Origin of the sequence: Patulibacter brassicae (assembly GCF_033949425.1) — a bacterium.
Taxonomy (GTDB): domain Bacteria; phylum Actinomycetota; class Thermoleophilia; order Solirubrobacterales; family Solirubrobacteraceae; genus Patulibacter; species Patulibacter brassicae.
In genome coordinates, this window is the sequence record NZ_JAXAVX010000010.1 from 23,546 (window position 1) to 47,705 (window position 24,160).

The window sequence follows — 24,160 nt, forward strand, 5'->3', positions numbered from 1 at the left end:
CTCAGCCGGCGGCCGAGCGCGCGAGCCGCCCCGCGTGGGCGGCGGCGAACGCGACGAGCTCGGGCGGGCCCTCGATCCGGTACTCGCACTCGAGGAACGCGAGGTGGACGGTGAGCCACGCGAGGCCGTCGGCCTTCGTGCGGATCCGGCAGGAGCGCTCGTCGACCGGCTCGACCTCGCCGCGGAACCACGTCGCCTCGCGCGGGAGCTCCGCGGCGGGGACGTGGACGAGGACGACGGCCTCGTGGCGCGTCGGGCGCGCCTTGATCGAGGAGCGCACGTAGGCGGCCGCGTCCCCGCCCGGCGGTCGCCGCGCGGCGAACCGCCCGCCGGATCCCGCCGGGTCGCCGATCCGGTCGACGCGAAACGTCCGCCAGTCGCTGCGCCGGGCGTCCCAGGCGACGAGGTACCACCGCCGATGGTGCGCGACGAGCCGGTGCGGCTCGACGGTCCGCTCGCTCTCCGTGCCGTCGGCGCGCCGGTACGCGAAGCGCAGGCGCTCCTGGTCGCGGCAGGCCTGCGCGATCGTCGCCAGGACCTCGCCGTCGACGGTGCCCGCCTCCCCCAGCGAGGGCACGATCGAGTCCTGCAGGGCCTGGACGCGACGCCGCAGGCCGGGCGGCAGGACCTGCTCGAGCTTCGCCAGCGCGCGGACCGACGCCTCCTCGATCCCGGCGATCGTGCCGCCCGCGGCGGTCCGCAGGCCGACGGCGATCGCCACGGCGTCGTCGTCGTCCAGCAGGAGCGGGGGCAGCTGGCTGCCGGCCTGCAGCTGGTAGCCGCCGCCCGCCCCGCGCGCGGCCGCGACCGGGTAGCCGAGCTCGCGCAGCCGGTCGACGTCGCGGCGCAGCGTCCGCTCGCTGACGGTGAGCTCGCTCGCGAGCTCCCCGCCGGGCCAGAAGCGGTGGGTCTGCAGCAGCGAGAGCAGCCGCAGCATCCGGGCGGTCGGATCAGCCATGCCGCAAGGCTGCCATGCATTCAGGCCAGGATGTGACCGGATTGCGGACGAGGCTGCGCCGCATGATCACGACCACCGGCCTGACCAGGACCTTCGGCAGCGGCGAGCGGTCGTCGGCCAGGTCGTCCTGATCGTCGGGGTGGCCACGCCCTTCGGCTTCGAGCCGCACGTCGCGTCGCTGCTGGGCCTCGTCCTCGTGGCGGGCTTCGGCGTCGGCCTCGGCGCGCTCTCCTACGCGCTGGCGCTCGCGGTGCGCGATCAGCAGGAGCTCTTCTGGGTCGTCCAGCAGACGTTCCTCTTCCCGCTCATGCTGCTCTCCGGGATGCTGCTGCCGCTCGACGACGCGCCGTCGTGGCTGCGCGTCCTCTCCGCGGCCAACCCGCTGACGTACCTCGTCGACGCCGAGCGCGACCTCTTCGCCGGCCAGGTCGGCACGGGCGCGGTGGCCGGCGGCCTCGTCGCGACCGTCGTCGTGGCGACCGTGGGCCTCGCCGTCGGCGTGCGCCGGATCCGCGCCACGACCTGACCCCGGAACGACGAACGCCGGCCCGGGGCCGGCGTTCGGTCCTGCGCGGCGGGCGGCGCGCGCCGCCCGTCGCGGATCAGACGTCGAGGTCGATCTCGGCCTCGCCGCCCTCCGGCCCCTTGATGTGGAGCACGAGCGGACGGTTCTCCAGCGAGGACTGCGGGATCTTGAAGAGCAGCAGCTCGCCGGCCGTCGTGCTCGAGCCGGCGGGGCTGTTCGGCGCCGGCTGGACGCCCGACCCCGAGCCGACGTGCTTCGGCACGATCGCCTGCTTGTAGAGGTACGGGTTCGGCGGGTTCGGCGCCGACACGACGGGCTTGAAGTGCTCGTCCTGGGTGTCGACGATCGTGAAGCCGAGCGGCGACGCCGAGCGCAGCGGCTGCTGCGTGTCGTTGTAGGCCGCGATCCAGACGCCGAAGAAGACCTCGTTGTCGATCGGGTTCTGCGGGTCCTGCTTCAGCGCGAGCTGCTGCGGGGTCAGGCCGCGGAGGTACTCGGAGTCCTCGGCGTCGGCCTTGGCCGGGTCGCCGTTGCCGACGCCCGCCGAGATGTTGCCCGGGCTGATCTGGCGCGAGATCTGGACCTGGTACTTCAGGTACGGCCCGCCGTCTGGTCCGACGTCGACGAAGATCGCCTCCGTCTCGCCGTGCGAGACGACGTCGGTCTTGGACCCGCAGGCGGTGAGGGCGGTGCTGGCCAGCGCGACCGCCAGCAGAGGGATGAGCCGCTGACGCATGAGGCGGCAGTCTAGTGGCCGGGTTCGCAGGACGCGTGTCCGGCCACCCCGGACCGTGCCGTCGTCGCTCGCCGGTCCGCGGGACCGGCCGCGCCGCGGGGCGCCGCGCGCGCGGCGGGCGTCAAAGGCGGAAGCCCGACGCCGGCTTGCGGGCGCCGCCGGCGACGGTCGCGCGGCTGCCGGTCCTCGCCGACGCGCGCCCCTCCTCGAGGATCGTGCGCAGCCGCAGCAGGCCCTTGCGCGTGCCGCGGCGCGCGATCCCGGCCTGCCCGGAGACGAGCTCCATGAGCCGGTCCGAGGGGAGCTTCGGCTCCGTCTCGACCGTCAGGTCCACGCGGGCCCCGTGGCCGTCCTGCACGACCCGCCACTCGCCGTGGACGAGGGTGCGGTGGTACTTGCCGCCCCGGCCGACGAACGCGATCCGGAACGGCGCCTCGACCTCGTGGAAGGTCACGTCGAAGTACGCGAAGCGGTGGAAGCGGAGCTTCGCCTTGAACCGCGCGCCCGCCCCCTTGCCGATCGAGTCCTCGCGCGTGAGCCGGAACTCCCCGAGCACGTGCCCGAGGAACTCGGGATGGTTCGCGATGTCCTCGAGGTAGGCGAAGACCTCCTCGCGCGGGCGCTGGATGCTGACGGAGGCGCTGACCGGGTCCACGAGGGGCCAGTCTACCCCCGCCCGGCGCCGCGGCACGACGACCGCGGTCCGACCCGTCCGGGTCGCTCAGGCGGCGTCCCGATCGGTCCGCGGCGTCAGGCGCTGGGCGCGGATCTCCTCGCCGTGACGGACGGGCACCGCCGCGAGCGGCTCGCCCTTCGTGAGCGGGCGGCAGAGCGCGCAGATCGTGCGCTCCTTCCGGTACCGGTAGACCACCTCGCCGACGAGCGGGGTGCGACCGCAGCGGTCGCAGTGGAGGCGGTCGGCGTGCAGGGAGGAGACCCCGATCCGCAGCAGGTGCCGCTCGAGGTCGCGCTCGGAGATCGGTTCGCGGCGCATCACGCCTCCCCTGTTCGCCGGCGGTCGCCCGGCTCCTCCTCGCCGCCGCGGCGGATCCTCCTCCTCGTCGCACGGCCCCGTGCGCGACCGAGCCCGACCGACGGCCGCCGCCGTCCGGCCCGACCGTAGACTGCCGCGCATGGCCCACCGGATCGCGGTGCTCTCCCAGAAGGGCGGCACGGGCAAGACGACGACCGTCCGCACGCTCGCCGACGCGCTGGAGCGCGCCGGCCTGCGGGTGCTGGCGATCGACCTCGACCCGCAGGGCAACCTCTCGGACTACCTCGACGTCCCGCCGGACGCGTCGCCCACCATCGGCGAGGTGCTGCAGGGCCAGGCGACGCTCGCCGAGGCCACCCACGGCGGCGTCGTGCCGGCGAACCTCCAGCTCGCCGAGGCCGAGCTCGCCCTCGCCGGGCGGATGGGGCGCGACCTCGTGCTGCGCAAGGCCCTGCGCGGCGCCGACGACGAGCTCGACGTCCTGCTGCTGGACTGCCCGCCGAACCTCGGCCTCCTGACCGTCAACGCCCTCGTCGCCGCGACGCACGCCCTCATCGCGTGCGAGGCGCAGTACTTCGCGTTGCAGGGCGTCGAGCAGGCGCTGCAGGTGATCGAGCTCGTCCGCGACGGCCTGAACCCCGACCTCGCGCTGCTGGGCACGGTCGTCACGAAGGCCGACCTGCGCACCGTGCACGCCCGGGAGGCGGTCGAGCAGCTGCGCGAGGCGCACCCCGACACGATCCTCGAGCCGGTCGTCCGCCACTCGATCGCCTACGCCGAGTCCGCCGAGCGCGCGGTCTCGATCCTCGACCACCGGCCCGAGCTCGGCGCCGACTACCTGCTGCTCGCGGCCGAGCTCTGCGACCAGCTCGGCGAGGACGCCGCGCGACGGAAGCTCCGCCGGCTGGCGAAGGCCGCCGCCTGAGGGCCGCTCACGAGCGCGCCGCGCCGACGGCGACGCGCACGCCGTCGCCGGCGAACGGCGCCTGCAGCACCGTCGCCCAGCTGCCGCAGCGCAGTCGCGCGGCCTCGGCCACGCGGTGCCCCTCCCCCGCGCGGACCCAGAGCATCACGGTCGGGCCGGCGCCCGACACGGTCGCGCCGAGGGCGCCCACCTCCTCGTAGCGCTCCAGCAGATCGGCCGACCGCGGGAACAGCGGCGCGCGGTGCTGCTGGTGCAGGAGATCGCGGAGGCTGTGGGCCACGACGTCGAGGTCCCCGCGCTCCAGGCCGATGGCCAGCGACGCGCCCCACGCGACGTTGCGCGTGGCGTCCTCCAGCGGCACGTGCGTCGGCAGCACGGCGCGCGCGGCCGCGGTGCGGACCGCCTCCTCCGGGACGACGAAGACCGCCTCGAGCTCGGCCGGCGGGGCGATCCGCACGGTCGAGGTCCCGTCCGTGAGGACGAAGCCGCCGAAGAGCGCCGCCGAGACGTTGTCGGCGTGCCCCTCGACGTCGACGGCGAGCGGCAGCAGGGTCTCCGGCTCCGTGGTGCCGCCGTCGAGCGCGGCCGCCGCCGCGAGGCCGGCGACGATCGCCGTGGCGCTCGAGCCGAGCCCGCCGGCGAGCGGCACCTCGGTGCGGACCCGGAAGGTCAGGCCGTCGGCCGGCCGCAGCCGCTCGAAGGCCTGGACGATCGCGTTGTCGCGCCCGGTGGGCAGCGGCAGGTCGTGCTCGACGGCGAAGGTCCCGGTCTCCTCGACCTCGAGGTGCAGCCAGAGGCCGACGGCCGCCGCCATGCAGTCGAAGCCGGGACCGAGGTTCGCGCTCGAGGCCGGGACGGACACGGTGACGGAGCGGGCCACCCGGGCGACGATACCGGCCGCCTCCGGACGCCGCGCCTCGGCCGGCGTCCCTTCGCGGCGACCCTCCGGGCGGTCTGCGAGCCTCCCCGCCGATGCCCGCGCCGCGCCACCACCCGCCCGCCGCCGGGAGCCGCTCGCTGCTGCCGGCGATCGCGGTCGTCGCGGTCGCGCTGGCGGTCGCCATGGCGCTCCTGCTGACGCGAGGCGACGACGCCCCGGCGCCCCCAGCGCGCGCGACGACGACCACCGCGGGATCCCCGTCCGCCGGCCGGGCGCCCGCGCGCCGGCCCGCGACCGTCGCCGCCCGCCGCGCGCGGGAGCGGGCGGCGTGGCCCCGGCGCGGCGCCGTGGCGCGACGGACCCGCGTCCCGATCCTCATGTACCACCTGATCGCCGCCGCGCCCGCCGGGACGCCGTACCCGGAGCTCTGGGTCCCCGCGGCGCGCTTCCGCGAGCAGGTCGACGCGCTCGCGGCCGCCGGCTTCACCGCCGTGACGCTGTCGGAGGCGTGGGACGCGTGGCACGGCGACGGGCGGCTGCCGCGGCACCCCGTCGTGCTGAGCTTCGACGACGGCTCGCTGTCGCAGGTGATGGCGGCCGGCCCCGCGCTGCGGCGCCACGGCTGGCCGGGCGTCCTGAACCTCACCCTCGACCACCTGAACGCGAAGGGGATGCCGCGCTGGGGCGCGCGGCGCCTCCTCCGGGAGGGGTGGGAGATCGACTCGCACACGCTCACCCATCCGGACCTCACGACGCTCGGACCCGACGCCCTGCGCGAGGAGCTCGCCGGCTCCCGCCGGCGGCTGCGGGAGCGCCTCGGGGTCGAGACCCGGTTCCTCTGCTACCCCGCCGGGCGCAACGACGCGACGGTCCGCGCCGCGGCGAAGGCCGCGGGCTACGTCGCGGCGACGACGGTGCAGCCCGGGATCGCCGGGCGCGGCGACGATCCGTTCCTCCTCCCCCGGATCCGGGTGGAGCCGGGGACGACGGGCGCGGCGCTCGTGCGGATGGCCCGGGGCGAGGCGAGCGCGCCGCCCCCCGGCGCCGCCGGCGCCACCGCGGCCGGCTGAGGCGGCGTCCGCGTCGGGACGGCGTCCGCGTCGGGACGTCCGCGACCCGCGAGGGGACCCCGGTCCGGCCGGTCGGCGACCCGCGGCACCGGCGCGACCCGGCTCCCGGCTCAGCCGACGAGGATCTTCTCGAGCGCCCGCAGCTCCGGCGCGCAGGGGATCACCGGCGGCGACTCGTCCAGCGCCGTCTGCGGATCCTTCAGCCCGTGGCCGGTGAGCACGCAGACGACCCGCTGGGCGTCGCCGGCGCCGTGCTTCAGCAGCCCCGCGACCGAGGTCGCCGAGGCCGGCTCGCAGAACACGCCCTCCTCGCGGGCGAGGAAGCGGTAGGCGTCGAGGATCTCCTCGTCGGTGCAATCCGCGACGAGGCCGCCGGAGGAGGTCATCGCCCCCATCGCCTGCTCCCAGCGGGCCGGGTTGCCGATCCGGATCGCCGATGCGACGGTCTCGGGCTCCGGCACCATCTCGCCGCGCACGAGGGGGTTGGCCCCGTGCGCCTGGAAGCCGAGCATCCGCGGCAGGTCGGGGCTTCCCTCCCCGAGCATCTCGCGGAAGCCCTTCCAGTACGCGGTGATGTTGCCCGCGTTGCCGACCGGGATGCAGAGGGCGTCGAGCTTGCCGTCGAGGTCCTCGAGGATCTCGAACGCCGCCGTCTTCTGGCCCTCGAGCCGGAAGTCGTTGACGGAGTTCACCAGCGCGATCGGGTGGACCTCGCTGATCTGGCGCACGAGCCGCAGCGCCTCGTCGAAGTTCCCCTGCAGGGCGACGACCTGCGCGCCGTGCATGAGCGCCTGGGCGAGCTTGCCGGCCGCGATCTTGCCGTCCGGGACGAGGACGACGCCGCGGATGCCGGCCCGCGAGGCGTAGGCGGCCAGCGACGCGGCCGTGTTGCCGGTCGAGGCGCAGATGACGGCCTCGGCGCCCTCGCGCACGGCGGCGGAGACGGCGGCGGTCATCCCGCGGTCCTTGAACGAGCCGGTCGGGTTCAGCCCCTCGTACTTCAGGTGCACCTCGGCACCGACGCGCTCGGAGAGGCGCGGGGCGAGGATCAGCGGCGTCGAGCCCTCGTTGAGGCTGATCACCGGGTCGCCGGCCGCGAACGGCAGGCGATCCATGTAGCGCTCGATGAGGCCGACGCGCCGGATCGACGTCGGCCCGGTGAGGCGGTTGCTCTGCTCGCGCATCGGTCCGTGGGGCGGCGCGTCGATCGGCGTGCTCATCGGTCGAACTCCTCGTCGATCACGCGGATGGCGCGGGGCGGGGCGGTGACGAAGTCCTTGGCCGCGATGAGCTGCACCGCGCCGTAGAACCGGGACTCGCGCACCGGGTGCACGACGAGCACGAGGCGCGCGCCGGTCCCGGTGCCCTTCTGCACGACGCTCTTCACCGAGACGCCCTGGAGACCGAGGACCTGGGCGACCTGCGCCAGGACGCCCGGCCGGTCGGCGACCTCGACGTGGAGGTAGAAGCTCGACGTGACGTCGTCGACGAACCCGAGGGTGTTGCGCGTCGGCGGCGTCTGCGCCGGCGGGATCATCGCGCTGATCACGTCGCCGATCACGGCGGTCGCCGTCTGCGGCCCGCCGGCGCCGGGACCCGACAGGGTGATCTCGGTGATCGCCGGCGACTCGATGGTCACCGCGTTGAACGGGCCCTCGATCGCCGCGAGCGGGTGGCCCCGATAGAGGAACGCCGGGTGCACGCGCACGGCGAGCTCGTCGCCGATCCGCTCGGCGGTGCCGATGAGCCGCAGCGACAGGTCGAGGTCGCGCGCGTACTCGATGTCCTCGCTCGTGAGGTGCGTGATCCCCTCGTACGGGACGTCGCTGAGGTGGACCGGCGAGTCGAAGGCCAGCCGCGCGAGGATCGCCATCTTCGCCGCGGCGTCCTTGCCCGTGACGTCGTCCGTCGGGTCGGCCTCGGCGTATCCGAGCCGCTGGGCCTCCGCGAGCGCCTCCGCGTACGAGGCGCCCGTCGCGGCCATCTGGGTGAGGATGTAGTTCGTCGTCCCGTTGACGATGCCGTGCAGCCGGTCGACGTGCTGGCCGGTCAGGGACTCCTGCAGGACGCGGATGACCGGCACGACACCGGCCACGGCCGCCTCGAAGCGCAGCTGGACGCGGTGCTCGCGGGCGAGGGCCCAGAGCTCCTCGCCGTGCTCGGCGAGCAGCTGCTTGTTCGCGGTGACGACGTGCTTGCCGGCGCGGATCGCGGCGGTGACGTGGTCGCGCGCGACGTCGGTGCCGCCCATGACCTCGACGATCAGGTCGCTGTCGGCGAGGATCTCGTCGAAGTCGCCCCGGCTGCGCGTGAGCACCCCGGAGATCTCGGGCCGCAGGCCGGTGACGTGGGCGATCGCGTCGGCGCGCTGCGGCAGCAGCTCGGCGACCGAGGAGCCGACGGTGCCGTGCCCGAGCAGGCCGACGCGGAACGGGGCGGGGGCGTCGCTCGACATGGGCGGCGGATCATCGCAGGACTCCCGGGGCCGCGGGGCTGCCGCCGGGCGGCGGGACCGATCGGTGCGCCACCATCCGCCCGGTGGCGATCGGCGCGATCCTCTCCGACCTCGACGGCACGCTCGTGGACTCCACGGACGCGGTGCTGCGGGTCTGGCACGGCTGGATGGACGACCGCGGGCTGCGGCGCACCCCGCCGGAGGAGCACCCCCACGGGATCCCGGCGCGCGAGGTCGTCGCCCGGCTGGCGCCGCAGCTCGACGCCGACCGGAGGCCGCCGAGCTCGAGCGGCGCGAGATCGCCGACCTCGACGGCGTCGTCGCGCTGCCGGGTGCCGCGGCGCTGCTGCGACGCGCCGGCGCGGCGCCCCCCGGTGGCGGTGGTGACCTCGTGCACGCTGCCGCTCGCTCGCGCGCGCCTGCGGGCCGCGGGGCTGCCGCAGCCCCCGGCGATCGTCACCGCCGAGCGCACCGCCCGCGTCAAGCCGCACCCGGACCCCTACCTGCTCGGGGCCGAGCTCCTCGGCGTGGCGCCGGCGGCGTGCGTCGTGCTGGAGGACGCCCCCGCCGGGATCGCCGCGGGCCGCGCGGCGGGAATGCGGGTCGTCGCGGTGCGCGGCCGGCACGTCGACGAGCGGCGGCTGCGCGAGGCCGACGAGATCGTCGACGACGTCGCCGCGTTCCTGGCGCGTCTCCCCTGAGCGTCCTCCGCGCCGGCGCCGCGAGCGAGGCGCGTCGCGCGGCGCAGCGCGGTCGGCGGCCCTACTCGGCGTCGCGGGCCCAGAGCTCCTCGACCCGCTCGCGGCGGACGACGACGCGGGACCGGCCACCGCCGACGAACACGACCGGCGACCGCGGGACGCCGTTGTACGTGTTGGCCATCGCGTAGCCGTAGGCCCCCGTGACGGGCACGACGAGCACGTCGCCCGCGCGCGGGGCGTCCAGCAGCGCGTCGGCCACGAGGACGTCGGAGGACTCGCAGTGCTTGCCGACGACCTTGCAGTGCGTCGCGGCGGCCACCTGCGCGGGGTCCTCCGGGTCGACGAAGCGGTCCACGACCTGGACCTCGTAGCGGGCGCCGTAGAGCATCGGCCGCAGGTTGTCGGCCATCCCGCCGTCGACCCCGACCCACGTGGAGACGTTGCGCTTCACCGTCTGCACGCCGTAGAGCGTCACCCCGGCGCGGCCGACGAGCGAGCGGCCCGGCTCGTCGGCGATCCGCACCCGGTCCCCGATGAGCTCGCGGACGGCGCGGACCTTCTCCTGCGCGTACTCCTCGACGGTGGGGAGGTGGCGGGCCTGATCGGCGACGTAGGCGACGCCGAGGCCACCGCCGAGGTTCACCTCCTCGACCGCGTCGGCGAGCGGGGCGATCGCGGCGACCGCGCGCCGGAAGACGTCGAGCTCCAGGAGCTGGGAGCCGATGTGGAAGTGCAGGCCGTCGAGCCGCAGGGACGGCTGGGCCGTGATCCGCGCGATCGCCTCGCGGGCGTCGGCGACGCCGAGCCCGAACTTCGAGTCGGCCTGCCCGGTCGAGATCCCGTCGTGCGTGTCGCCGCGGACGTCGGGCGTGACGCGGATCGACACGGCCTGGACCGCGTCGCGCTCCGCGGCGATCCGGGCGAGCCGCTCGATGTCGTCGAAGTTGTCGATCACCACCTGCCGCAGGCCGTGGTCGACCGCGGCCGCGAGCTCGACCTCCGAGCGCGCGTTGCCGTGCAGGTGGATCCGCTCCGGGGCGAACCCGGCGTGGAGCGCGAGCGCGAGCTCCCCGCCCGAGGCGACGTCGACGCCGAGCCCCTCCTGCTCGAAGACGCGCAGGACCGCCGTGCAGGGGAACGCCTTCGAGGCGAAGGAGACGTGGCTGCCGGGGGCCGCTGCCTCGAACGCGTCGCGGTAGGCCCGCGCCTGCCCGCGGAGATCGTCCTCCGCGACGACGTAGGCGGGGGTCCCGTGCTCGGCGGCGAGCTCGAGCGCGTCGCAGCCGCCCAGGAGGAGGCGACCGCGCTCGTCGCGCGCGCTGTCGCGGGGGTAGACGGCGAGGAGATCGCGGGTCATCGGCCGGGCGGATGATGGCAGCCCGGACCGGCCGGACCGCGGTCGCTCAGCCGGCGGGGGTCGTCGCCGTCGCGGCGTCCGGCGACGGGGTGGTCGCCGCCGACGGGGTGGCCGCGGGCGACGGGGCGGGGGCCGGCGCTCCGGCGCCGAGGACGTAGCCGAGGAGGTTCCCGAGGCCGCGGACCGCGTCGCCCACCGTGTCGCCGAGGCCCCCGACGACCGCGCCGAGGGGCTGCTGCTTGCCCCCGAGGGCGTTCGACAGGCCGTCGGTGAGGGAGTTCGTCGTGCCCGCCAGCGCGTCGGTGGTCGCGCGGACGCCCTCGCCGACCCGCGCCTGCTTCACGGCCGACACCGTGTCCTCGAGCAGCGTCGGCGACGTCATCGTCGCCGGCACGGCGGCCGGCTCGGACGGCGTGGGACGCGCGGGGGCGGTCGTCGTCGGCACGACCTGGCGACGGTCGGGCGTGCGCGCCGCCTCGCCCGCGCGGCGACGGACCGTCGAGGCGGGCGCGGCGCCGTCGCGCGGCCCCTCGTCCGCCGCGGGACGGGTGCCCCCGGCCGGAGCGGACGCGTCGTCGGCCGCGTCGGGCGTCGCGACCGGTGCGACGTCGCGGTCGGCGCTGGCGACCAGGGTCCCGTCGCCGGTGGCCGCGGCGGGCACGACGAGCGACGCGTCGGGCGACTGCCCCGGGAGCGAGACGACCCCGGTGCCCTCGAGCAGCCCGGCGGCGCCGGTCGCGATCACGAGCGCGGCGACGACCGGCATGGCGCCGACGCCGGCACCGGTGCCGAACGAGCGCAAGCTGGAGCGCGAGGGCATCGGACGAAGGATCGCCGATCCGGCGCGGGCGCACGAGGATCGCACGCGGAAGTTCGAACGAACGTCCAGCGCGGCCCGGCGGGTGTCCGACGCTCAGCCCACTGCGGCAGGCGGCGGGACGCGGCCGCCGCGCATGAGCGCCAGGGCGACGCCGCCCCCGAGGATCATCGCGACGCTCGTGAGCTGCGCGGTGGTCAGGCCGAGCGCGGTGTCCGGGTTGTGGCGCCAGAACTCCACGACGAGGCGCTCGAGGCCCGCGAGGACGAGATAGAGCGCGAACAGCGCCCCCGGGCGCAGCCGGTCCCGCAGCTGCCAGAGCACGAGCGCCGCGATGCCCATCGCGAGCGTCTCGTAGATCGGCGTCGGCTGGACCTCCTCGCGCGTCGGCACGACCCCGTCGGGATAGGCCATCGCCCAGGGCAGGTCGGAGGGCTTGCCGTAGTCGCCGTCGCCGGAGACCTGGCAGCCCACGCGGCCGATCGCGTAACCGAGGGCGAGCGCCGGCGCGGTCGCGCCCAGCAGCTGCGCGTTCATCCGCCCGCGCCACGCCGCCCAGGCGAGCACGGCGAGGGCGCCGCCGATCGCGCCGCCGTACCACGTGAGCCCGGACCCGCCGAACAGCGAGCTCAGCACGCTGCCGTCCGTGTCCGGGTCGTAGGCGTCGATGACCCAGTAGAGCCGGGCGCCGACGAGGCCGCCCACGAGCGCCGCGAGCAGCGCCTCGGTCGCCTGGTCGGTCGGCCACCGGAGCTCGCGGAAGCGCCGCGAGAGCAGGGCACCCGAGGCGAGGAAGGCCAGCGCGAAGCAGATCCCGAAGGTCTTCAGCGACAGGCCGAGCAGGTCGATCTCGGGCTGCATGCGCGGCGAAGGCTAGCGTGCGCCGGGCACGCCGCGTCCAGCGCGCGGAGCGGACCGCGCGGGGACCTACAGGTAGCTCATCGGGTCCCGCGGGACACCGTTGACGCGGGTCTCGAAGTGGATGTGCGGACCGGTGCTGTTGCCCGTGTTGCCGCTGGCCGCGATGACCTGGCCCTGCGTGACCTGCTGGCCGACGCGCACGCCGAGGCGCGAGTTGTGGCCGTAGCAGGTGGAGAGCCCGCCGCCGTGGTTGATGCAGATGTAGTTGCCGTAGCCACCGACCCAGCCCGCGATCGCCACGGTGCCGCTGTCGGCGGCGCGGACGGGCGTCCCGGTCGGGACCGCGATGTCGATGCCGGCGTGCAGGCGGCCCCAGCGCTGACCGAACGGCGAGGTGAACTGGCCGTTCGCGGGCCAGATGAGCCGGCCGCTGCCGCGCTTGATCGGCCCGCCGGACGGCATCCCGGAGAGCTTCGACTGGATCTTCGACTCCTCGCGCTCCATCGCGGCGAGGTCCTCCTGGATCTCCCGGCGGTCGGCGCGCACCTTCACGAGCAGGTCGTGGCGCTGGTCGCGGACCTCGTCGATCGAGCTGCGGGCGCTGACGAGCTGGCCCTTCACGGACGCGATCTCGTCCCGTCGCCGCTCGATCCGGTTCGTCGCGGCGCGCTGGCGCTGCTCGAGGGAGGAGAGCCGCGCCTCGGTGCCGATCGCCTCGTCGCGGGCATCGCGGACGCTCGCGATGATCCGCTGGTCCTGCTCGCCGATCCGGCGCAGGAACTCGCTGCGCTCGACGAGGTCGGCGAAGCCGTTGCTGTTCAGCACGACGCTCACGAGGTCGGGCTTGTCCGCCTGGTAGAGCTCGAGCAGCCGGGCGGCCAGGATGCGCCGCGCCTCCTTCAGGCGGGCGCGGAGCTTCGTGAGGCGCTCGCGCTCCTCGCGCAGCTCGGTCTGCGTCTCGTCGAGGACCGCCTGGCTGCGGTCCAGGTCGGACTGGACCGCCTCCTGCCGGCGCTGCAGCGGGTCGATCTTGCGCTGGATCTCCTGGATCCGGGCGCTGTACCGCTGGATGTCCCCGTGCAGCGCCTGCTCGCGCTGCTTGCGCCGCTCGACCTTGCCGCGCGCGGTGCCGATCTTGCCCCGCAGCCGGTCGAGGTCCTGTTGCGTGGCCGCCTGCGCGGGTGGTGCCCCGGAGGGCAGCGCCAGGCCGGCGGTCACGAGCAGCGTGGCGCCGAGCGCGGGCAGGACGGCGCGGGGAGATCGGGACAGGCGGATCGTCACGGAAGGCGAAGCACGGGTCGGCGGGCGGTCGCGACCCGCTCCGAGGAGCGGCGCCGGGCGCGCACGAGCACGACCGAGTGGCGGGACGCCACGACCGGATCCGGACCGTACGGCGGCGGGCGCCGGGCGACCAGCGGTGCAACCCCCGTTGCGTCGCGTCGCGGCGCGCAACCGATCCTGCAGGGCGTGCACGGGATCGTGCGTGCGGCGAGCGCCCGCGCGCCATCGCGAGCGGGGTCGCGCCAGCCCGCCGGCGCGGCCGTCGCCACGTCCGCCCCCACGGGACCGGAGGGCTCGCGCCCCGCCGTGTGCGACGATCCAGGGCATGGCTCGCGGCGCTGCGTTCGGCAAGGACACCGGCCTCCAGTTCCGGATGGGCCTCACGCTCTTCGGGCTCGGGCTCGTCTACGCGGTCTTCGCCGCCGTGATCGTCGTGGCGACGAAGCAGGCCGCCGCGGTCGTCCTGATCCTCGGCGTGCTGCTCGTGATCCAGACCTTCGCCGCCGACAAGCTCGCGCTCCACGCGATGCACGCGCGGGAGGTCACGCCGGAGCAGGCTCCCGAGCTGCACGCCCTGATCGATCGGCTCTGCCTCCAGGCCGACCTGCCCAAGCCGAAGGTCGCGGTGGCCGACGACCGGATGCCGAACGCGTTCGCGGTCGGCCGGTCGCAGAAGGCCTCGACCGTCTGCGTGACCACGGGCCTGCTGGAGCTCCTGCCGCCGGCCGAGCTCGAGGGCGTGCTCGCGCACGAGCTCGCGCACATCGCCCACCGCGACGTGCTCGTCATGACCGTCGCGAGCTTCTTCGCGTCGCTCGCCGCGGTGATCGTGCAGAACGGCATCTGGTTCGGCGGCGGGGACGACCGCGACGACGACGGCCCCGGGCTGCTGGCGGTCATCGCCGTCGCCGCGCTCGTCTACGCGATCTCGTTCCTCCTCCTGCGGGCGCTCTCGCGGTACCGCGAGTACGCCGCCGACCGCGGCGCCGCCCAGGTCACCGGGCGCCCGAGCGCCCTGGCCGCCGCCCTCGTCCGGATCAGCGACGGGATCCAGCGCACCCCGGACCGGGACCTGCGCGAGGTCGGCGCGGTCCAGGCGTTCTACATCGTGCCGCCGAGCGTGAAGAACGCCGCGACGCAGCTCTTCTCGACGCACCCGCCGACGGAGAAGCGGCTCGCCGCCCTCCAGCGGATCGAGACGCAGCTCCAGGCCGGCCGCACGGTCTGAGCCGATCATGGGCTTCCTCGACACGCTCCTCGGTCGCGGCTCGAAGGCCGCCAAACAGGTCCGTCCGGACCGGCTCTTCGCCCTGACCACGGCGTCGCTGGACCTCCAGGTCTCGCAGGGCATCGTCACGACGGGCGAGGCGGCGATCGTCTTCCAGCCGCTGGCCACGGGCGACTTCCAGCAGATCGCGGCCGACGTCGAGGCCGTGCTGCGCGGCACCGGCGAGGAGACCGGCACCACGGTCGAGCGCCGCGACGACGACTTCGGCTACCGCTGGATGGTCCTGAAGGACCCCGACGTCGACGACCAGGTGATCGGCGTGAACGCGGTGATGGAGGCCCTGCAGGCCGGCGGTTACGCCGACCGGGTCCTCTGCGCGGTCTTCGCGTTCCGCGAGGCCGGACCGGACGCCGAGGCGCCGGCGACGACGGGACGCCCGCTGCACCTCATCTACCTCGCCAAGCGCGGCAGCTGGTACCCGTTCAGCCCGATGCCGGGCCAGGCGAAGGAGCGCGACCGGGAGCGCGAGCTGCAGCTCCGCGCCGTCCTCGAGCCGCTGATGCCGCTCGAGCCCGAGATGGACCGCTGGTACCCGCTCTGGGGCGCCCCGCTCGGCTGAGCCGCCGCGGACGAGCGCTCCGGGCCGCGCGGCGACGCCACCGGGCGAGCGGGCGACCCGCCCGCCCGGTGCGCGGGAGGGCTCAGCCCTCGACGGGGTCGGGCACCAGGCCCTCGCCCGTGAACTCCCGCCCGGCCTCCTCGAGCGTGAGGTCGGCCGGCGGCAGGAGGACGTCGCTCCCGATGAGCTCGTCCTCGTCCAGGGGGGTGCCCTGCTCGCGCACGAACGCGAGCAGCGCGTCGAAGGCGCTGCGGTAGCCGCCCTCGTCGCCGGCCTCGACCGCCGCGACGACCGCGTCGTCGAGGTCGTTCAGCGGCGCGTGCTGGTCGTCGGCCAGGCGGTACTGCTGGTCGCCGAAGATCCGGACGATCACGCGTCCGCCTCCTTCTTGGCGGGCTCGGTCGACGCGGTGCCCGCGTCGCCGCTGCCGGCCCCGAGCTCCGCGGCCGGGGTGCTCCCCGCGCCGAGCTCGGCCTTCATCGCGGCGAGCTCCGAGTCGACCTGCGAGGAGCTCGAGAGCTCGGCGAGCTGCCGGTCGATGTCGTCCTGGCCGGAGCCCAGCGCGGTCATGTCCTCGAACGTCCCGGCGGCCTCGAGCTCGGCGACCGCGTCCGCGCGCGCCTTCATGTTCTCCGTCTTGTCGACGGCGCGCTGCATCGCCATGCCGACCTCGGCCATCGACTCGCCGACGCCCGTCGCGGCCTCCGAGATCCGGACCTGCGCCTCCGCGGCGCTGTACTGCGCCTTGATGGTCTCCTTCTTCGTCCGGAACTGCTCGACCTTCGTGCGCAGCTTCTGCTCGCTGGCGATCAGCGCCTGCTGCTGGTTCTCCAGCTCGCTGACCTGCTGGTCGAGGCTCTGCATCTCCTGCTGGATGGTGCTCTTGCGCTCCAGCGCGGTGCGGGCGAGCTCCTCGTTGCCGGCGGCGAGCGCCTGACGCGCCTGCGTGTCGAGCTTGACGATCGCCTGCTGGTGCTTCTCCGTCTGCAGCTGGAGGCGCTTCTTCGCGGTGACGACGTCCGCGATGCCCTTCTTGACGTTCTGGAGGTTCTCCAGCTGCTTCTGGTAGCTGTAGTCGAGCGTCTCGCCCGGATCCTCGGCCTTGTCCAGGACACGGGACAGCTTGGCCTTGATCACGGTGGACATGCGGCCGCCGAGGCCCATATCGATGCTCCCTTGTTCCGCGTGAGTGGGACGGTGCGGATCCCGGGTCCGGTCGCGCGCGACGGCCATGGATCTCGTCGATCCACCCTAGCGCGCCCGCGCCAGCCGATCGTCACGTGCCCGTGACGCGCGGACGGGTCGCGGACCCGAGCGGCACCGCGGTCGGGGCCGGAACGAGCACGAGCCCCGGACGGGGCTCGCGAGGGACGCGCGGGTGTCGGGCCGGACTAGAGGTCCGCGGGATGGACCGCGACGAACTTCTTGGAGTCCTTGCGGTTGTTCGGGCGCCACTGGGGGCCCTTCGCGCCGCCGCGGTCGTACGCCGCGGAGGTGTCCAGCCGCAGCCCGGCGATGATCGCGTACGCGTGGCCCGAGTTGCCGTAGACGGTGATCCACTGGCCGGGGCCCTCGAAGGCGCCCGCCCACTTGTCGTCGAACTCGTACGACGAGAGCGGCGTCTGCATGAGGCCGGCGCCGATCAGCGCGTAGCTCACGGTCCCGGAGCAGTCGTAGCCCGAGTCCTCGATCTTCGCGTGGCCGCCGCCCCACTTGTACGGCTTGCCGACGATCTTGTTCGCGGCGATGACGGCCTGCTGGACGGCCGCGGGGGCCTTCAGCGGGACCCGCGCGAAGTACGCCGTGCGGCCGTCGACCGTCTTGCCCTTGTACCGCTTGGCCTTCACGCCGTTCGTCGTGCGCATCCCGGCCGGGACCGCGACGGCGCCGGGGGCGGCGGGCTGGGCGACGGGCGCCGTGGTGGTCCCGGTCGTGCCGAGGCCGCCGCTCCGGGGGGCCGAGGCCGCGGACGCTGAGCCGGCACCGAGCAGCGCGAACGCAGCGGTCAGGGCCAGGGCTCGGGTGTAGGGGCGCAACGATCTGCTCTCTTTCGTCGGCCTACGGGGTTAGCTGACGGGCTAGCGCAGAAAGAGCCAGCGCTTCCATCGCAGAGCGACGGATAAGCCCCAAGAACTGTGGTTCCCCCGCTCACCGGACTCATCCGGTGATTCGGCTTGCGGCACTGTAACAGGAGCCTCGCAATCTCGCACCCGTGTCCGCAGGCGATCCTGCAGGGCCTGGACGCTCGTCGGGCATCCCCCGTGCGCGGGCGCGTGCGCGGGCTGCGCGCGGGAAGCGACGAGCACCCGGCGTCGCGCCCCGGTCCGCAGCGGGGAGCGGGCGGCGAGCGGCGGGCCCCGAGGCGGTAGGTTCCCGCCGATGGCTCCGCTCCCGCGCCTCCGTCCGTCGCTCGCGCTCGGCCTCGTCGCCGTGGTGCTCGCCGGCTGCGGACAGGACGACTCGTCCCGCTCGCCGTTCGCGCCGGAGCCGAAGGACGACCGCTCCGCGACCGCGACCGACCTGGGGTTCCCCGTCGTCGCCACGCGCAACACGACCCGGACCGCGACGGACGACGGGCCCGCGGCGGCGGCCGCCGTGGCCCGCGCCGTGTACTCCGGCGGAGCGGCCGAGACCCAGGCGCGCGCCGTCGCGCTCGTGAATCAGCGCGACTGGCGGGTGGCGCTCGCCGCCAGCGCGCTGAACGCGGACCCCGTCGGCGCGCCGACCCTCTTCTCGGACGGGGACGACCTGCCCGACGCCACCCGCGACGCGCTGCGGCAGCTGCGCCCGGCCGGCAGCCCCGGCATCGACAACGCGCAGGTCATCCGGGTCGGCGGCGCGCCGCGGCCGGAGGGGCTGCGCGCGACCGCGATCGAGGGCAGCGACCCCGCCGGCGTCGCCCTCGGGATCGACCGCTTCCTCGCCGCCGCGAAGCGGCGCGCCAGCGACGCCGTCCTCGTCGTCAGCAGCGAGCAGCCGGCCTTCGCCCTGCCGGCGGCGGCGTACGCGGCGAAGTCCGGCACGCCGATCGCGTTCGTCGGACGCGACGCGGTCCCGGCGGACACCGTCCGGCAGCTGCGCGACCACCAGGACCCCACGATCTACGTCCTGGGCCCCTCGAAGGTCATCTCGCCCGCGGTGACGAAGCAGCTGCGCCGCTACGGCACGGTGCGCCGCGTCGGCGGCCAGGACCCGGTGAGCAACGCGATCGCCTTCGCCCGGTACGACGACAACGGGTTCGGCTGGAACATCGTCAACGCGGGTCACGGGTTCCTCGTCGCCCGCAGCGACGCCACGCTGCCGGCGCTCTCCCTGGCGCCGCTGGCGGGCACGGGCCTCCACGGCCCGCTGCTGCTCCTGGACCGTGCCGACCGGCTCGCCGAGCCCGTCCGCAGCTACCTGCTCGACGTCCAGCCGGGGATCGCGGGCGACCCCGTCAACAGCTACTACAACCGCGCGTGGCTCTCCGGCAGCACCGACGCGATCTCGCCCGCCGTCCAGTCGCAGATCGACGCGCTGATGGAGGTCACGTCGGTCGACGTCGACGGCGCGCGCCTGCGTCGCGAGGAGCCGGCCGGCACCGCCACGACCGGCACGACGGCGACCCCCACCCCACCCCCGTCCAAGGAGGACGAGCGATGAGCGAAGCAGAGCGCGCCGACCGACGCGAGACCGGCCGCCCGGTCTCCCTCGACGACCTCCGCGAGCTGACGGGCGCGGCCACGCCGCACTTCGCGCAGCAGATCCGGAACCGGGTCGCGAAGCTCATCGCGCCGCTGCCCGCCGAGGATCCGGTCCGGCGCTTCGGCGAGTCGGAGATCGCGCGCCTCACCGAGCTCGGCCGCACCGGCGAGCACCGCGGGCGGTCGACGCACCCCGACCAGCCGCCCCTGCCGTCCGCCGCGGGCTGAGCGGCCCGTGCCCGTCCCGGTCCCCCCGCCGACCGCCGGCCCGGAGCTCTGGGCCTGCGTCGCCGACCTGCCGCTGCGCCTCGAGGAGGTCGCGCTCGAGCCGCTCGAGCGCGAGACGCCGACGATGACGCGACGCTGCACGCACGTGCGGCTGCGCGGCGCCGGCGAGGAGGGCGTGGGCGAGGACGTCTGCTACGAGCCGCAGGACCACGACGCGCTCATGGCCTGGGACGCGCTGCCGGACCTGCGGGGCGAGTGGACGATCGCCGCGCTCAGCGCGCGTCTCGGCGCCCTGGACCTCTTCCCCGTTCCGCCGGCCCACGACGTCTACCGGCGGTACCGGCGGTGGGCGTTCGAGTCGGCGGCGCTGGACCTCGCCCTGCGCCAGGCGGGCCGGCCGCTGGCCTCCGTCGTCGGCCGACCGGTCCCGCCGATGACGTTCGTCTCCAGCCGCGGGGTCGGCGACCCGCCCGACCCGGCCGTCATCGCGGACCTGCGGGACCGGTCGCCCGGCCTGCGGATGAAGCTCGACCTCGGGTCGGCGTGGGACGCGGCCGCGATCGAGGCGCTGGCGCCGACGGGCGCCGTGGCGACCGTCGACCTCAAGGCCTACTACCACGGGACCCCGGTGGACACCGAGATCGATCCCGAGGTCTACGCGCTGCTGCTCGACCGGCTGCCCGACGCGCTGCTGGAGGACGCCGGCGTCACCGACGCCACGCGCGAGCTGCTCGCGGCGCACCCCGAGCGCCTCACGTGGGACGTCCCCCTGCTGGACGTCGCCGGGCTCGACGAGCTGCCGTTCCCGCCGAGCGTCGTGAACCTCAAGCCGTCGCGCGTGGGCAGCCTGCGCGAGCTCTCCGACCTCTACGCCGCCTGCCGCCGCCGCGGCATCGGCGTCTACTCCGGCGGCCAGACCGAGCTCGGGGCCGGCCGTGGCCAGGCGCAGCTGCTCGCGGCGCTCTTCCACCCGGAGGGACCGAACGACCTGGCCCCGAAGGCGTTCAACGACGCCGAGCTGCCGGACGCGCTCGACCGCTCCCCGCTGCGGCTGACGCCTGCGGCGACCGGCTTCCGCCTCGCCGGCGACTGAGCCGGCGCCGGTCGGGTCCCACGGCGGGCTCCCCGCCGAAGCGGCGGTCCACCCCGCGGCGCGCCGCCGACGCCCCGCCCGTGCGGCCCGGCGGCCGCGTGCCCCCGAGCCCCCCGGCCGGGGGGCCGATGGTTGCGACTCTCGGTAGCATCCGCCGCCTCCTCTGCCCCGAGACCTGGAAGAAGCATGTCTGAGACAGTCGCCGTCGCCGGTTCCGGCACGATCGCCACCGGCCTCGCCGTCACCGCCGCCCGCCACGCCGACGTCGTCCTGTGGGCGCGGTCGGAGGCCAGCGCGGCGCGCGCCAAGGCGGCGATCGAGAAGCAGGCGGCGAAGCTCGAGGTCGACGCCGCGCGCGTCGACGTCGTGACGGAGCTCTCCGAGCTCGGTCGCGGCTCGATCGTCGTCGAGGCCGTCGCCGAGGATCCCGAGGTGAAGGCCGTCGTGCTCGGCGAGCTCGTCGCGGTCGCCGGGCCCGACGCGATCCTCGCGTCCACCACCTCGTCGCTCTCGATCGAGAAGCTCGGCGAGGCCACCGGCGCCCCGGAGCGGTTCGTCGGCCTGCACGTCTTCAACCCGGTCCCGAAGATGAAGCTCGTCGAGCTCGTCTTCCCCGCCGCGGCGACCGACGCGACGAAGGACCGCGTCCGCGCGCTCGTGGAGCTCTGGGAGAAGGTCGCGGTCGAGGTGCCCGACACCCCGGGCTTCGTCGTCAACAAGCTCCTCTTCCCGTACCTCTTCTCCGCGGTGGAGCTCCAGGAGCAGACCGGCGTGAGCCCCGCGGACATCGACACCGCGATGACGCTCGGCACCGGCCAGCCGATGGGACCCTTCGCCCTGCTGGACTTCGTCGGCCTCGACGTCTCGAAGGCGATCGGCGAGGTCATCGGCGCCCCGATCCCGGCGTCGCTCGACGCGCTCGTCGACGCGGGGAAGCTCGGCCGCAAGAGCGGCGAGGGCTTCCTCGACTGGCGCAAGTAGCCCGGCGCGGGCCCGGCGCCGCGCCGAGTCCGCCCACCCCAGGGACACGAACGGCCCCGCGGAGCGAGCTCCGCGGGGCCGTCGTGCGTGTGGTGGTTGGGAGCACCGAAGCGCTCCGTCCCGTCATGTGGTGCGGAGCCGTCCCGGGCACCGCACCTGTTGTCCCGTCCAGCCGCACCAGGATCGGCTCGGACACCCTCAGTATCGACCATCCGACGGAGCGACAGGAGCCCGATCGTCCCACGGGCCGCGAAGTTGGCGCGTTGCCACTCGTTCACGGCGCGTGCGCCCCCGATCGGGGCCCGCACCTCCCCCGACCGCGCCATGCCGGGCGCGGCGCTGCAGGCGCTACTGCAGCTCGTCGACGCGCTCGGCGAGCTCGAGGTCGTGCTCGGTCGGCCCCCCGGCGCTGTGCGTCGTCGTGCGGACGGTGACCCGGTCGTAGTCGTGCAGGTGGAGGTCCGGGTGATGTCCCTGGGCCTCCGCGAGGGCGCCGACGGCGTCCACGAACCGCAGCGCGGCGGCGAAGTCCGGGAACCGCCAGGTCCGCTCGAGCGCCCCGCCCGGGCCCGCGCGGCCGGTCCACTCGCGGTCCGCCGCCCACGTCGTCATGCGGCGCGCGTCGATCAGGTCTGCCATAAAGGACATCGTGGCCGATCGCGCGCAGGACAGCCAGGGGACGCCGCGGCGGATCGTGTCGCTCGTCCCGCACGCCACCGAGCTGCTGTTCGCGCTCGGGCTCGGCGACCGGGTCGTCGGGGTCACCCACGAGTGCGACGCCCCGCCGGAGGCCCTCGGACGACGCCAGGTCACCGCCGACCGGCTGCCGCCCGGCCTCGGCCCGGCCGAGATCGACGCGGCGGTGCGCGAGCGCACCGGCGAGGGCGAGGCGATCTACCGCCTCGACGACGACGTCCTGGCGGAGCTCGATCCCGACCTCATCGTCACGCAGGAGCTCTGCCCCGTCTGCGCGGTCTCCTACGACGAGGTCGCCGCCGTCGCCCGGGAGCTGCCGCGGTGCCCGGAGGTCGTCGCGCTCGACCCGCACACGTTCGGCGAGACGCTCGGCGACGTCCGCACGCTCGCGGCGATCTGCGGCGTGGAGGACGCCGGACGGGCGCTCGTGGACGACATCAGCCGCCGGGCCGACGACGTCCGGATCGCCGTCCGCGACGCGCCGCGCCCGCGCGTGGCCGCCGTGGAGTGGTTCGATCCCGTCTTCGTCGCCGGCCACTGGACCCCGCAGCTCGTGGAGATGGCCGGCGGCCTCGACGTCTGCGGCAACGCGGGCGAGCGCAGCGAGGTCGTCACCTGGGAGCAGCTCGCCGCGCAGCAGCCCGAGGTCGTCGTGTGCATGCCGTGCGGCTACGACGCCGACCGCTCCCTGGAGGAGGCGACGCCGTTCGCCGACCGCCTCTGGGCGACGGGCGCCGAGCGCGTCGTCGTGCTCGACGCCTCGGCGTACTTCTCGCGCCCCGGTCCGCGGCTCGTCACCGGGCTCGAGCTCCTGGCCCACGTCCTGCACCCGGACCGCGTGCCCGAGGCACCCGACGTCGTCCACGAGCTCGGGCGGCCCGTGCCCGCCGCGCGATGACCGCCGGGGCCCTGCGGCCGGTCCTCTACCTCCACAGCTCCGCGGGACGCTACGGCGCCGACCGGCAGCTGGCGGCGATCGTCGGCGGCCTGGACCGCGCGTCGTTCCGGGCGATCGTCGTGCTGGCCGAGGACGGCCCGCTCGTCGGGGACCTGCGCGATCTCGGTGCCGAGGTGCTCGTGCGGCCGCTCGCCGTCCTCCGTCGCGAGCTCATGTCCGCCGCCGGCCTCGCGCGCGTCGGCGCGTCGTTCGCGGCGGACGCCGGGGGCCTCGGACGGCTCGCGCGCCTGCACGACGTCGCGCTCGTGCACACGAACACGTCGGTGACGCTCGGCGGCGCGGCCACCGCGCGGATCGCCCGCGTGCCGCATGTCTGGCACGTGCGCGAGATCTACGCGGGCTTCGACCGCTGGTGGCCGACGTACCGGCGCCTGCTGCTCTCCGCCGACGCGCTGCCCTGCGTCAGCGAGGCGGTCCGCGCGCAGTTCCACGGGGCGCCGCGGGACGGGCGCGCCGAGGTCGTGCCCGACGGACTCGCCCTCGACCTGCCGGCCGTCGACCGCGACGAGGCGCGCCGGCGACTGGGCCTCGACCCCGACGCCTTCGTCGTGGCGCTGCTCGGGCGCCTCTCCCGCTGGAAGGGCCAGGCGGTCCTCGTCGAGGCGCTCGGCCGGGCGCCGCTGGCTCGCGACGGCCGGACGGTCGCCGTGCTCGCCGGCGCCGCCTGGCGGGAGGATCCGCGCCTGCCCGAGGAGCTGCGCGGCCGCGCGGCCGCGCTCGGCGTCGAGGACCAGCTGCGCCTGCCCGGGTTCGTCGACGACGTCGCCGCCCTCTACGCCGCAGCGGACGTCGTCGCCGTGCCCTCGACCCAGCCGGACCCGCTGCCGAACGCGGCGCTCGAGGCGGCGGCGGCCGGCTGCTGCGTCGTGGCCGCCGACCACGGCGGCCTCGGGGAGATCCTGCGCAACGGCACGACCGGCCTGCTCGTGCCGCCCGGCGACCCCGGTGCGCTGGCCGAGGCGCTCGGCGCGCTGCGGGACGACCCGGGCCGGCGGGCCCGGCTCGGCGCGGCCGCGCGCGCCGACGTCCGCGCGCGGTTCGGTCCCGCGGCGCTCGGGGAGCGCCTGCAGGACCTCTACGCCCGGCTCGTCGCCTGAGCGGCCGACGGCGGGT

The 24,160-nt window shown here is 75.4% G+C and carries 27 protein-coding genes and 1 riboswitch; of the genes, 12 read left to right on the plus strand and 15 right to left on the minus strand.

From position 1 onward, the window contains the following. Nucleotide 1: 1 nt before the first annotated feature. Nucleotides 2–958 carry a helix-turn-helix transcriptional regulator gene (locus tag SK069_RS15525; protein ID WP_319955159.1) on the minus strand — a complete coding sequence of 319 codons (957 nt, stop codon included), beginning with the start codon at nt 956–958 and terminating at the stop codon, nt 2–4. Here SK069_RS15525 and SK069_RS15530 point away from each other — a divergent pair. Then, nucleotides 957–1,484, plus strand: coding sequence for an ABC transporter permease (locus SK069_RS15530; protein ID WP_319955160.1), 528 nt, complete (start codon nt 957–959; stop codon nt 1,482–1,484). The genes SK069_RS15525 and SK069_RS15530 overlap by 2 nt on opposite strands. A 76-nt stretch (nt 1,485–1,560) precedes the next feature. Here SK069_RS15530 and SK069_RS15535 read toward each other — a convergent pair whose 3' ends face one another. The 3 genes from SK069_RS15535 to SK069_RS15545 all read right to left on the minus strand — a co-directional run bounded on the left by SK069_RS15535 (nt 1,561) and on the right by SK069_RS15545 (nt 3,214). Beyond that, the gene (locus SK069_RS15535) at nt 1,561–2,220 is read right to left on the minus strand and encodes a hypothetical protein (protein ID WP_319955161.1); all 660 of its coding nucleotides are present in this window, start codon (nt 2,218–2,220) and stop codon (nt 1,561–1,563) included. A 121-nt stretch (nt 2,221–2,341) separates the two neighbouring features. Next, complete coding sequence (locus tag SK069_RS15540) at nt 2,342–2,875, minus strand: SRPBCC family protein (RefSeq protein WP_319955162.1); 534 nt, start codon at nt 2,873–2,875, stop codon at nt 2,342–2,344. A 66-nt stretch (nt 2,876–2,941) separates the two neighbouring features. Then, entirely contained in the window at nt 2,942–3,214 is a 273-nt protein-coding gene (locus SK069_RS15545) for a hypothetical protein (protein ID WP_319955163.1), read from the minus strand. A 139-nt stretch (nt 3,215–3,353) separates the two neighbouring features. Between SK069_RS15545 and SK069_RS15550 the strand changes: the two genes are divergently transcribed. After that, entirely contained in the window at nt 3,354–4,139 is a 786-nt protein-coding gene (locus SK069_RS15550) for a ParA family protein (protein ID WP_319955164.1), read from the plus strand. Between the two features lie 7 nt (nt 4,140–4,146). Here the strand turns inward: SK069_RS15550 and thrB are convergent, their stop codons facing one another. Beyond that, a complete protein-coding gene (thrB, locus tag SK069_RS15555) occupies nt 4,147–5,019 on the minus strand; it encodes a homoserine kinase (protein WP_319955165.1) in 873 nt (290 codons plus the stop codon). A 92-nt stretch (nt 5,020–5,111) separates the two neighbouring features. Between thrB and SK069_RS15560 the strand changes: the two genes are divergently transcribed. Continuing rightward, nucleotides 5,112–6,089: a polysaccharide deacetylase family protein gene (locus SK069_RS15560; RefSeq protein WP_319955166.1), complete on the plus strand. Its 978-nt coding sequence runs from the start codon at nt 5,112–5,114 to the stop codon at nt 6,087–6,089. A 110-nt stretch (nt 6,090–6,199) separates the two neighbouring features. Here the strand turns inward: SK069_RS15560 and thrC are convergent, their stop codons facing one another. Together thrC and SK069_RS15570 are read right to left on the minus strand one after the other, a co-directional pair. Beyond that, the gene (gene thrC, locus SK069_RS15565) at nt 6,200–7,273 is read right to left on the minus strand and encodes a threonine synthase (protein WP_406628304.1); all 1,074 of its coding nucleotides are present in this window, start codon (nt 7,271–7,273) and stop codon (nt 6,200–6,202) included. A 32-nt stretch (nt 7,274–7,305) separates the two neighbouring features. After that, nucleotides 7,306–8,544 (minus strand): homoserine dehydrogenase, encoded by a 1,239-nt coding sequence (locus SK069_RS15570; protein WP_319955168.1) that lies wholly within the window; start codon nt 8,542–8,544, stop codon nt 7,306–7,308. Nucleotides 8,545–8,627: 83 nt separating this feature from the next. On the opposite strand from SK069_RS15570, the gene SK069_RS15575 reads away from it, so the two are divergent. Then, nucleotides 8,628–9,245, plus strand: coding sequence for an HAD-IA family hydrolase (locus SK069_RS15575; protein ID WP_319955169.1), 618 nt, complete (start codon nt 8,628–8,630; stop codon nt 9,243–9,245). A gap of 61 nt (nt 9,246–9,306) precedes the next feature. Here SK069_RS15575 and lysA read toward each other — a convergent pair whose 3' ends face one another. From lysA to SK069_RS15595, 4 genes are all read right to left on the minus strand, one after another. Then, a complete protein-coding gene (gene lysA / locus SK069_RS15580) occupies nt 9,307–10,602 on the minus strand; it encodes a diaminopimelate decarboxylase (RefSeq protein ID WP_319955170.1) in 1,296 nt (431 codons plus the stop codon). A gap of 46 nt (nt 10,603–10,648) precedes the next feature. Beyond that, nucleotides 10,649–11,422, minus strand: coding sequence for a hypothetical protein (locus SK069_RS15585; protein WP_319955171.1), 774 nt, complete (start codon nt 11,420–11,422; stop codon nt 10,649–10,651). 93 nt (nt 11,423–11,515) lie between these two features. After that, entirely contained in the window at nt 11,516–12,280 is a 765-nt protein-coding gene (locus SK069_RS15590; RefSeq protein ID WP_319955172.1) for a prolipoprotein diacylglyceryl transferase, read from the minus strand. Between the two features lie 66 nt (nt 12,281–12,346). Further along, complete coding sequence (locus tag SK069_RS15595) at nt 12,347–13,561, minus strand: murein hydrolase activator EnvC family protein (RefSeq protein ID WP_319955173.1); 1,215 nt, start codon at nt 13,559–13,561, stop codon at nt 12,347–12,349. Nucleotides 13,562–13,886: 325 nt separating this feature from the next. On the opposite strand from SK069_RS15595, the gene htpX reads away from it, so the two are divergent. Together htpX and pspAB are read left to right on the plus strand one after the other, a co-directional pair. Then, nucleotides 13,887–14,789, plus strand: a complete 903-nt coding sequence (gene htpX, locus SK069_RS15600; RefSeq protein WP_319955174.1) for a zinc metalloprotease HtpX — start codon at nt 13,887–13,889, stop codon at nt 14,787–14,789. Between the two features lie 7 nt (nt 14,790–14,796). Beyond that, nucleotides 14,797–15,408 carry a PspA-associated protein PspAB gene (gene pspAB, locus SK069_RS15605; protein ID WP_319955175.1) on the plus strand — a complete coding sequence of 204 codons (612 nt, stop codon included), beginning with the start codon at nt 14,797–14,799 and terminating at the stop codon, nt 15,406–15,408. An 82-nt stretch (nt 15,409–15,490) separates the two neighbouring features. On the opposite strand, the gene pspAA is transcribed toward pspAB, so the two are convergent. From pspAA to SK069_RS15620, 3 genes are all read right to left on the minus strand, one after another. Then, the gene (gene pspAA / locus SK069_RS15610) at nt 15,491–15,781 is read right to left on the minus strand and encodes a PspA-associated protein PspAA (protein ID WP_319955176.1); all 291 of its coding nucleotides are present in this window, start codon (nt 15,779–15,781) and stop codon (nt 15,491–15,493) included. Continuing rightward, complete coding sequence (locus SK069_RS15615; protein ID WP_406628303.1) at nt 15,778–16,572, minus strand: PspA/IM30 family protein; 795 nt, start codon at nt 16,570–16,572, stop codon at nt 15,778–15,780. The genes pspAA and SK069_RS15615 overlap by 4 nt, the downstream gene beginning before the upstream one ends. A gap of 227 nt (nt 16,573–16,799) precedes the next feature. Then, on the minus strand, nt 16,800–17,444 hold the full coding sequence (locus SK069_RS15620; RefSeq protein WP_319955178.1) for a C40 family peptidase: 645 nt from the start codon (nt 17,442–17,444) through the stop codon (nt 16,800–16,802). A gap of 4 nt (nt 17,445–17,448) precedes the next feature. Then, nucleotides 17,449–17,593, minus strand: a riboswitch (cyclic di-AMP (ydaO/yuaA leader). 194 nt (nt 17,594–17,787) lie between these two features. On the opposite strand from SK069_RS15620, the gene SK069_RS15625 reads away from it, so the two are divergent. The 4 genes from SK069_RS15625 to SK069_RS15640 all read left to right on the plus strand — a co-directional run bounded on the left by SK069_RS15625 (nt 17,788) and on the right by SK069_RS15640 (nt 21,393). Continuing rightward, a complete protein-coding gene (locus tag SK069_RS15625; protein WP_319955179.1) occupies nt 17,788–19,050 on the plus strand; it encodes a cell wall-binding repeat-containing protein in 1,263 nt (420 codons plus the stop codon). After that, nucleotides 19,047–19,319: a hypothetical protein gene (locus SK069_RS15630; protein WP_319955180.1), complete on the plus strand. Its 273-nt coding sequence runs from the start codon at nt 19,047–19,049 to the stop codon at nt 19,317–19,319. The genes SK069_RS15625 and SK069_RS15630 overlap by 4 nt, the downstream gene beginning before the upstream one ends. Before the next feature lie 7 nt (nt 19,320–19,326). Continuing rightward, complete coding sequence (locus SK069_RS15635) at nt 19,327–20,412, plus strand: hypothetical protein (protein WP_319955181.1); 1,086 nt, start codon at nt 19,327–19,329, stop codon at nt 20,410–20,412. Between the two features lie 186 nt (nt 20,413–20,598). After that, nucleotides 20,599–21,393, plus strand: coding sequence for a 3-hydroxyacyl-CoA dehydrogenase family protein (locus SK069_RS15640; RefSeq protein WP_319955182.1), 795 nt, complete (start codon nt 20,599–20,601; stop codon nt 21,391–21,393). Nucleotides 21,394–21,741: 348 nt separating this feature from the next. Here the strand turns inward: SK069_RS15640 and SK069_RS15645 are convergent, their stop codons facing one another. Further along, a complete protein-coding gene (locus SK069_RS15645) occupies nt 21,742–22,032 on the minus strand; it encodes a 4a-hydroxytetrahydrobiopterin dehydratase (protein WP_319955183.1) in 291 nt (96 codons plus the stop codon). 10 nt (nt 22,033–22,042) lie between these two features. Between SK069_RS15645 and SK069_RS15650 the strand changes: the two genes are divergently transcribed. Continuing rightward, a complete protein-coding gene (locus tag SK069_RS15650) occupies nt 22,043–22,987 on the plus strand; it encodes a cobalamin-binding protein (protein WP_319955184.1) in 945 nt (314 codons plus the stop codon). Then, on the plus strand, nt 22,984–24,144 hold the full coding sequence (locus SK069_RS15655; RefSeq protein WP_319955185.1) for a glycosyltransferase: 1,161 nt from the start codon (nt 22,984–22,986) through the stop codon (nt 24,142–24,144). Before SK069_RS15650 ends, SK069_RS15655 begins: the two co-directional genes overlap by 4 nt. The last annotated feature ends 16 nt before the right edge of the window (nt 24,145–24,160 follow it).

What these genes read in the sequence shown, in the direction of transcription:
- SK069_RS15590 (WP_319955172.1), bottom strand. Translation starts at nt 12,280, where the DNA reads ATGCAGCCCGAGATCGACCTGCTCGGCCTGTCGCTGAAGACCTTCGGG.
- SK069_RS15645 (WP_319955183.1), bottom strand. Translation starts at nt 22,032, where the DNA reads ATGGCAGACCTGATCGACGCGCGCCGCATGACGACGTGGGCGGCGGAC.
- lysA (WP_319955170.1), bottom strand. Translation starts at nt 10,602, where the DNA reads ATGACCCGCGATCTCCTCGCCGTCTACCCCCGCGACAGCGCGCGCGAC.
- htpX (WP_319955174.1), top strand. Translation starts at nt 13,887, where the DNA reads ATGGCTCGCGGCGCTGCGTTCGGCAAGGACACCGGCCTCCAGTTCCGG.
- SK069_RS15585 (WP_319955171.1), bottom strand. Translation starts at nt 11,422, where the DNA reads ATGCCCTCGCGCTCCAGCTTGCGCTCGTTCGGCACCGGTGCCGGCGTC.
- thrC (WP_406628304.1), bottom strand. Translation starts at nt 7,273, where the DNA reads ATGCGCGAGCAGAGCAACCGCCTCACCGGGCCGACGTCGATCCGGCGC.
- SK069_RS15625 (WP_319955179.1), top strand. Translation starts at nt 17,788, where the DNA reads ATGGCTCCGCTCCCGCGCCTCCGTCCGTCGCTCGCGCTCGGCCTCGTC.
- SK069_RS15535 (WP_319955161.1), bottom strand. Translation starts at nt 2,220, where the DNA reads ATGCGTCAGCGGCTCATCCCTCTGCTGGCGGTCGCGCTGGCCAGCACC.
- SK069_RS15560 (WP_319955166.1), top strand. Translation starts at nt 5,112, where the DNA reads ATGCCCGCGCCGCGCCACCACCCGCCCGCCGCCGGGAGCCGCTCGCTG.
- SK069_RS15570 (WP_319955168.1), bottom strand. Translation starts at nt 8,544, where the DNA reads ATGTCGAGCGACGCCCCCGCCCCGTTCCGCGTCGGCCTGCTCGGGCAC.
- pspAB (WP_319955175.1), top strand. Translation starts at nt 14,797, where the DNA reads ATGGGCTTCCTCGACACGCTCCTCGGTCGCGGCTCGAAGGCCGCCAAA.
- SK069_RS15640 (WP_319955182.1), top strand. Translation starts at nt 20,599, where the DNA reads ATGTCTGAGACAGTCGCCGTCGCCGGTTCCGGCACGATCGCCACCGGC.
- SK069_RS15525 (WP_319955159.1), bottom strand. Translation starts at nt 958, where the DNA reads ATGGCTGATCCGACCGCCCGGATGCTGCGGCTGCTCTCGCTGCTGCAG.
- SK069_RS15655 (WP_319955185.1), top strand. Translation starts at nt 22,984, where the DNA reads ATGACCGCCGGGGCCCTGCGGCCGGTCCTCTACCTCCACAGCTCCGCG.
- SK069_RS15545 (WP_319955163.1), bottom strand. Translation starts at nt 3,214, where the DNA reads ATGCGCCGCGAACCGATCTCCGAGCGCGACCTCGAGCGGCACCTGCTG.
- SK069_RS15630 (WP_319955180.1), top strand. Translation starts at nt 19,047, where the DNA reads ATGAGCGAAGCAGAGCGCGCCGACCGACGCGAGACCGGCCGCCCGGTC.
- SK069_RS15615 (WP_406628303.1), bottom strand. Translation starts at nt 16,572, where the DNA reads ATGGGCCTCGGCGGCCGCATGTCCACCGTGATCAAGGCCAAGCTGTCC.
- SK069_RS15530 (WP_319955160.1), top strand. Translation starts at nt 957, where the DNA reads ATGCCGCAAGGCTGCCATGCATTCAGGCCAGGATGTGACCGGATTGCG.
- SK069_RS15550 (WP_319955164.1), top strand. Translation starts at nt 3,354, where the DNA reads ATGGCCCACCGGATCGCGGTGCTCTCCCAGAAGGGCGGCACGGGCAAG.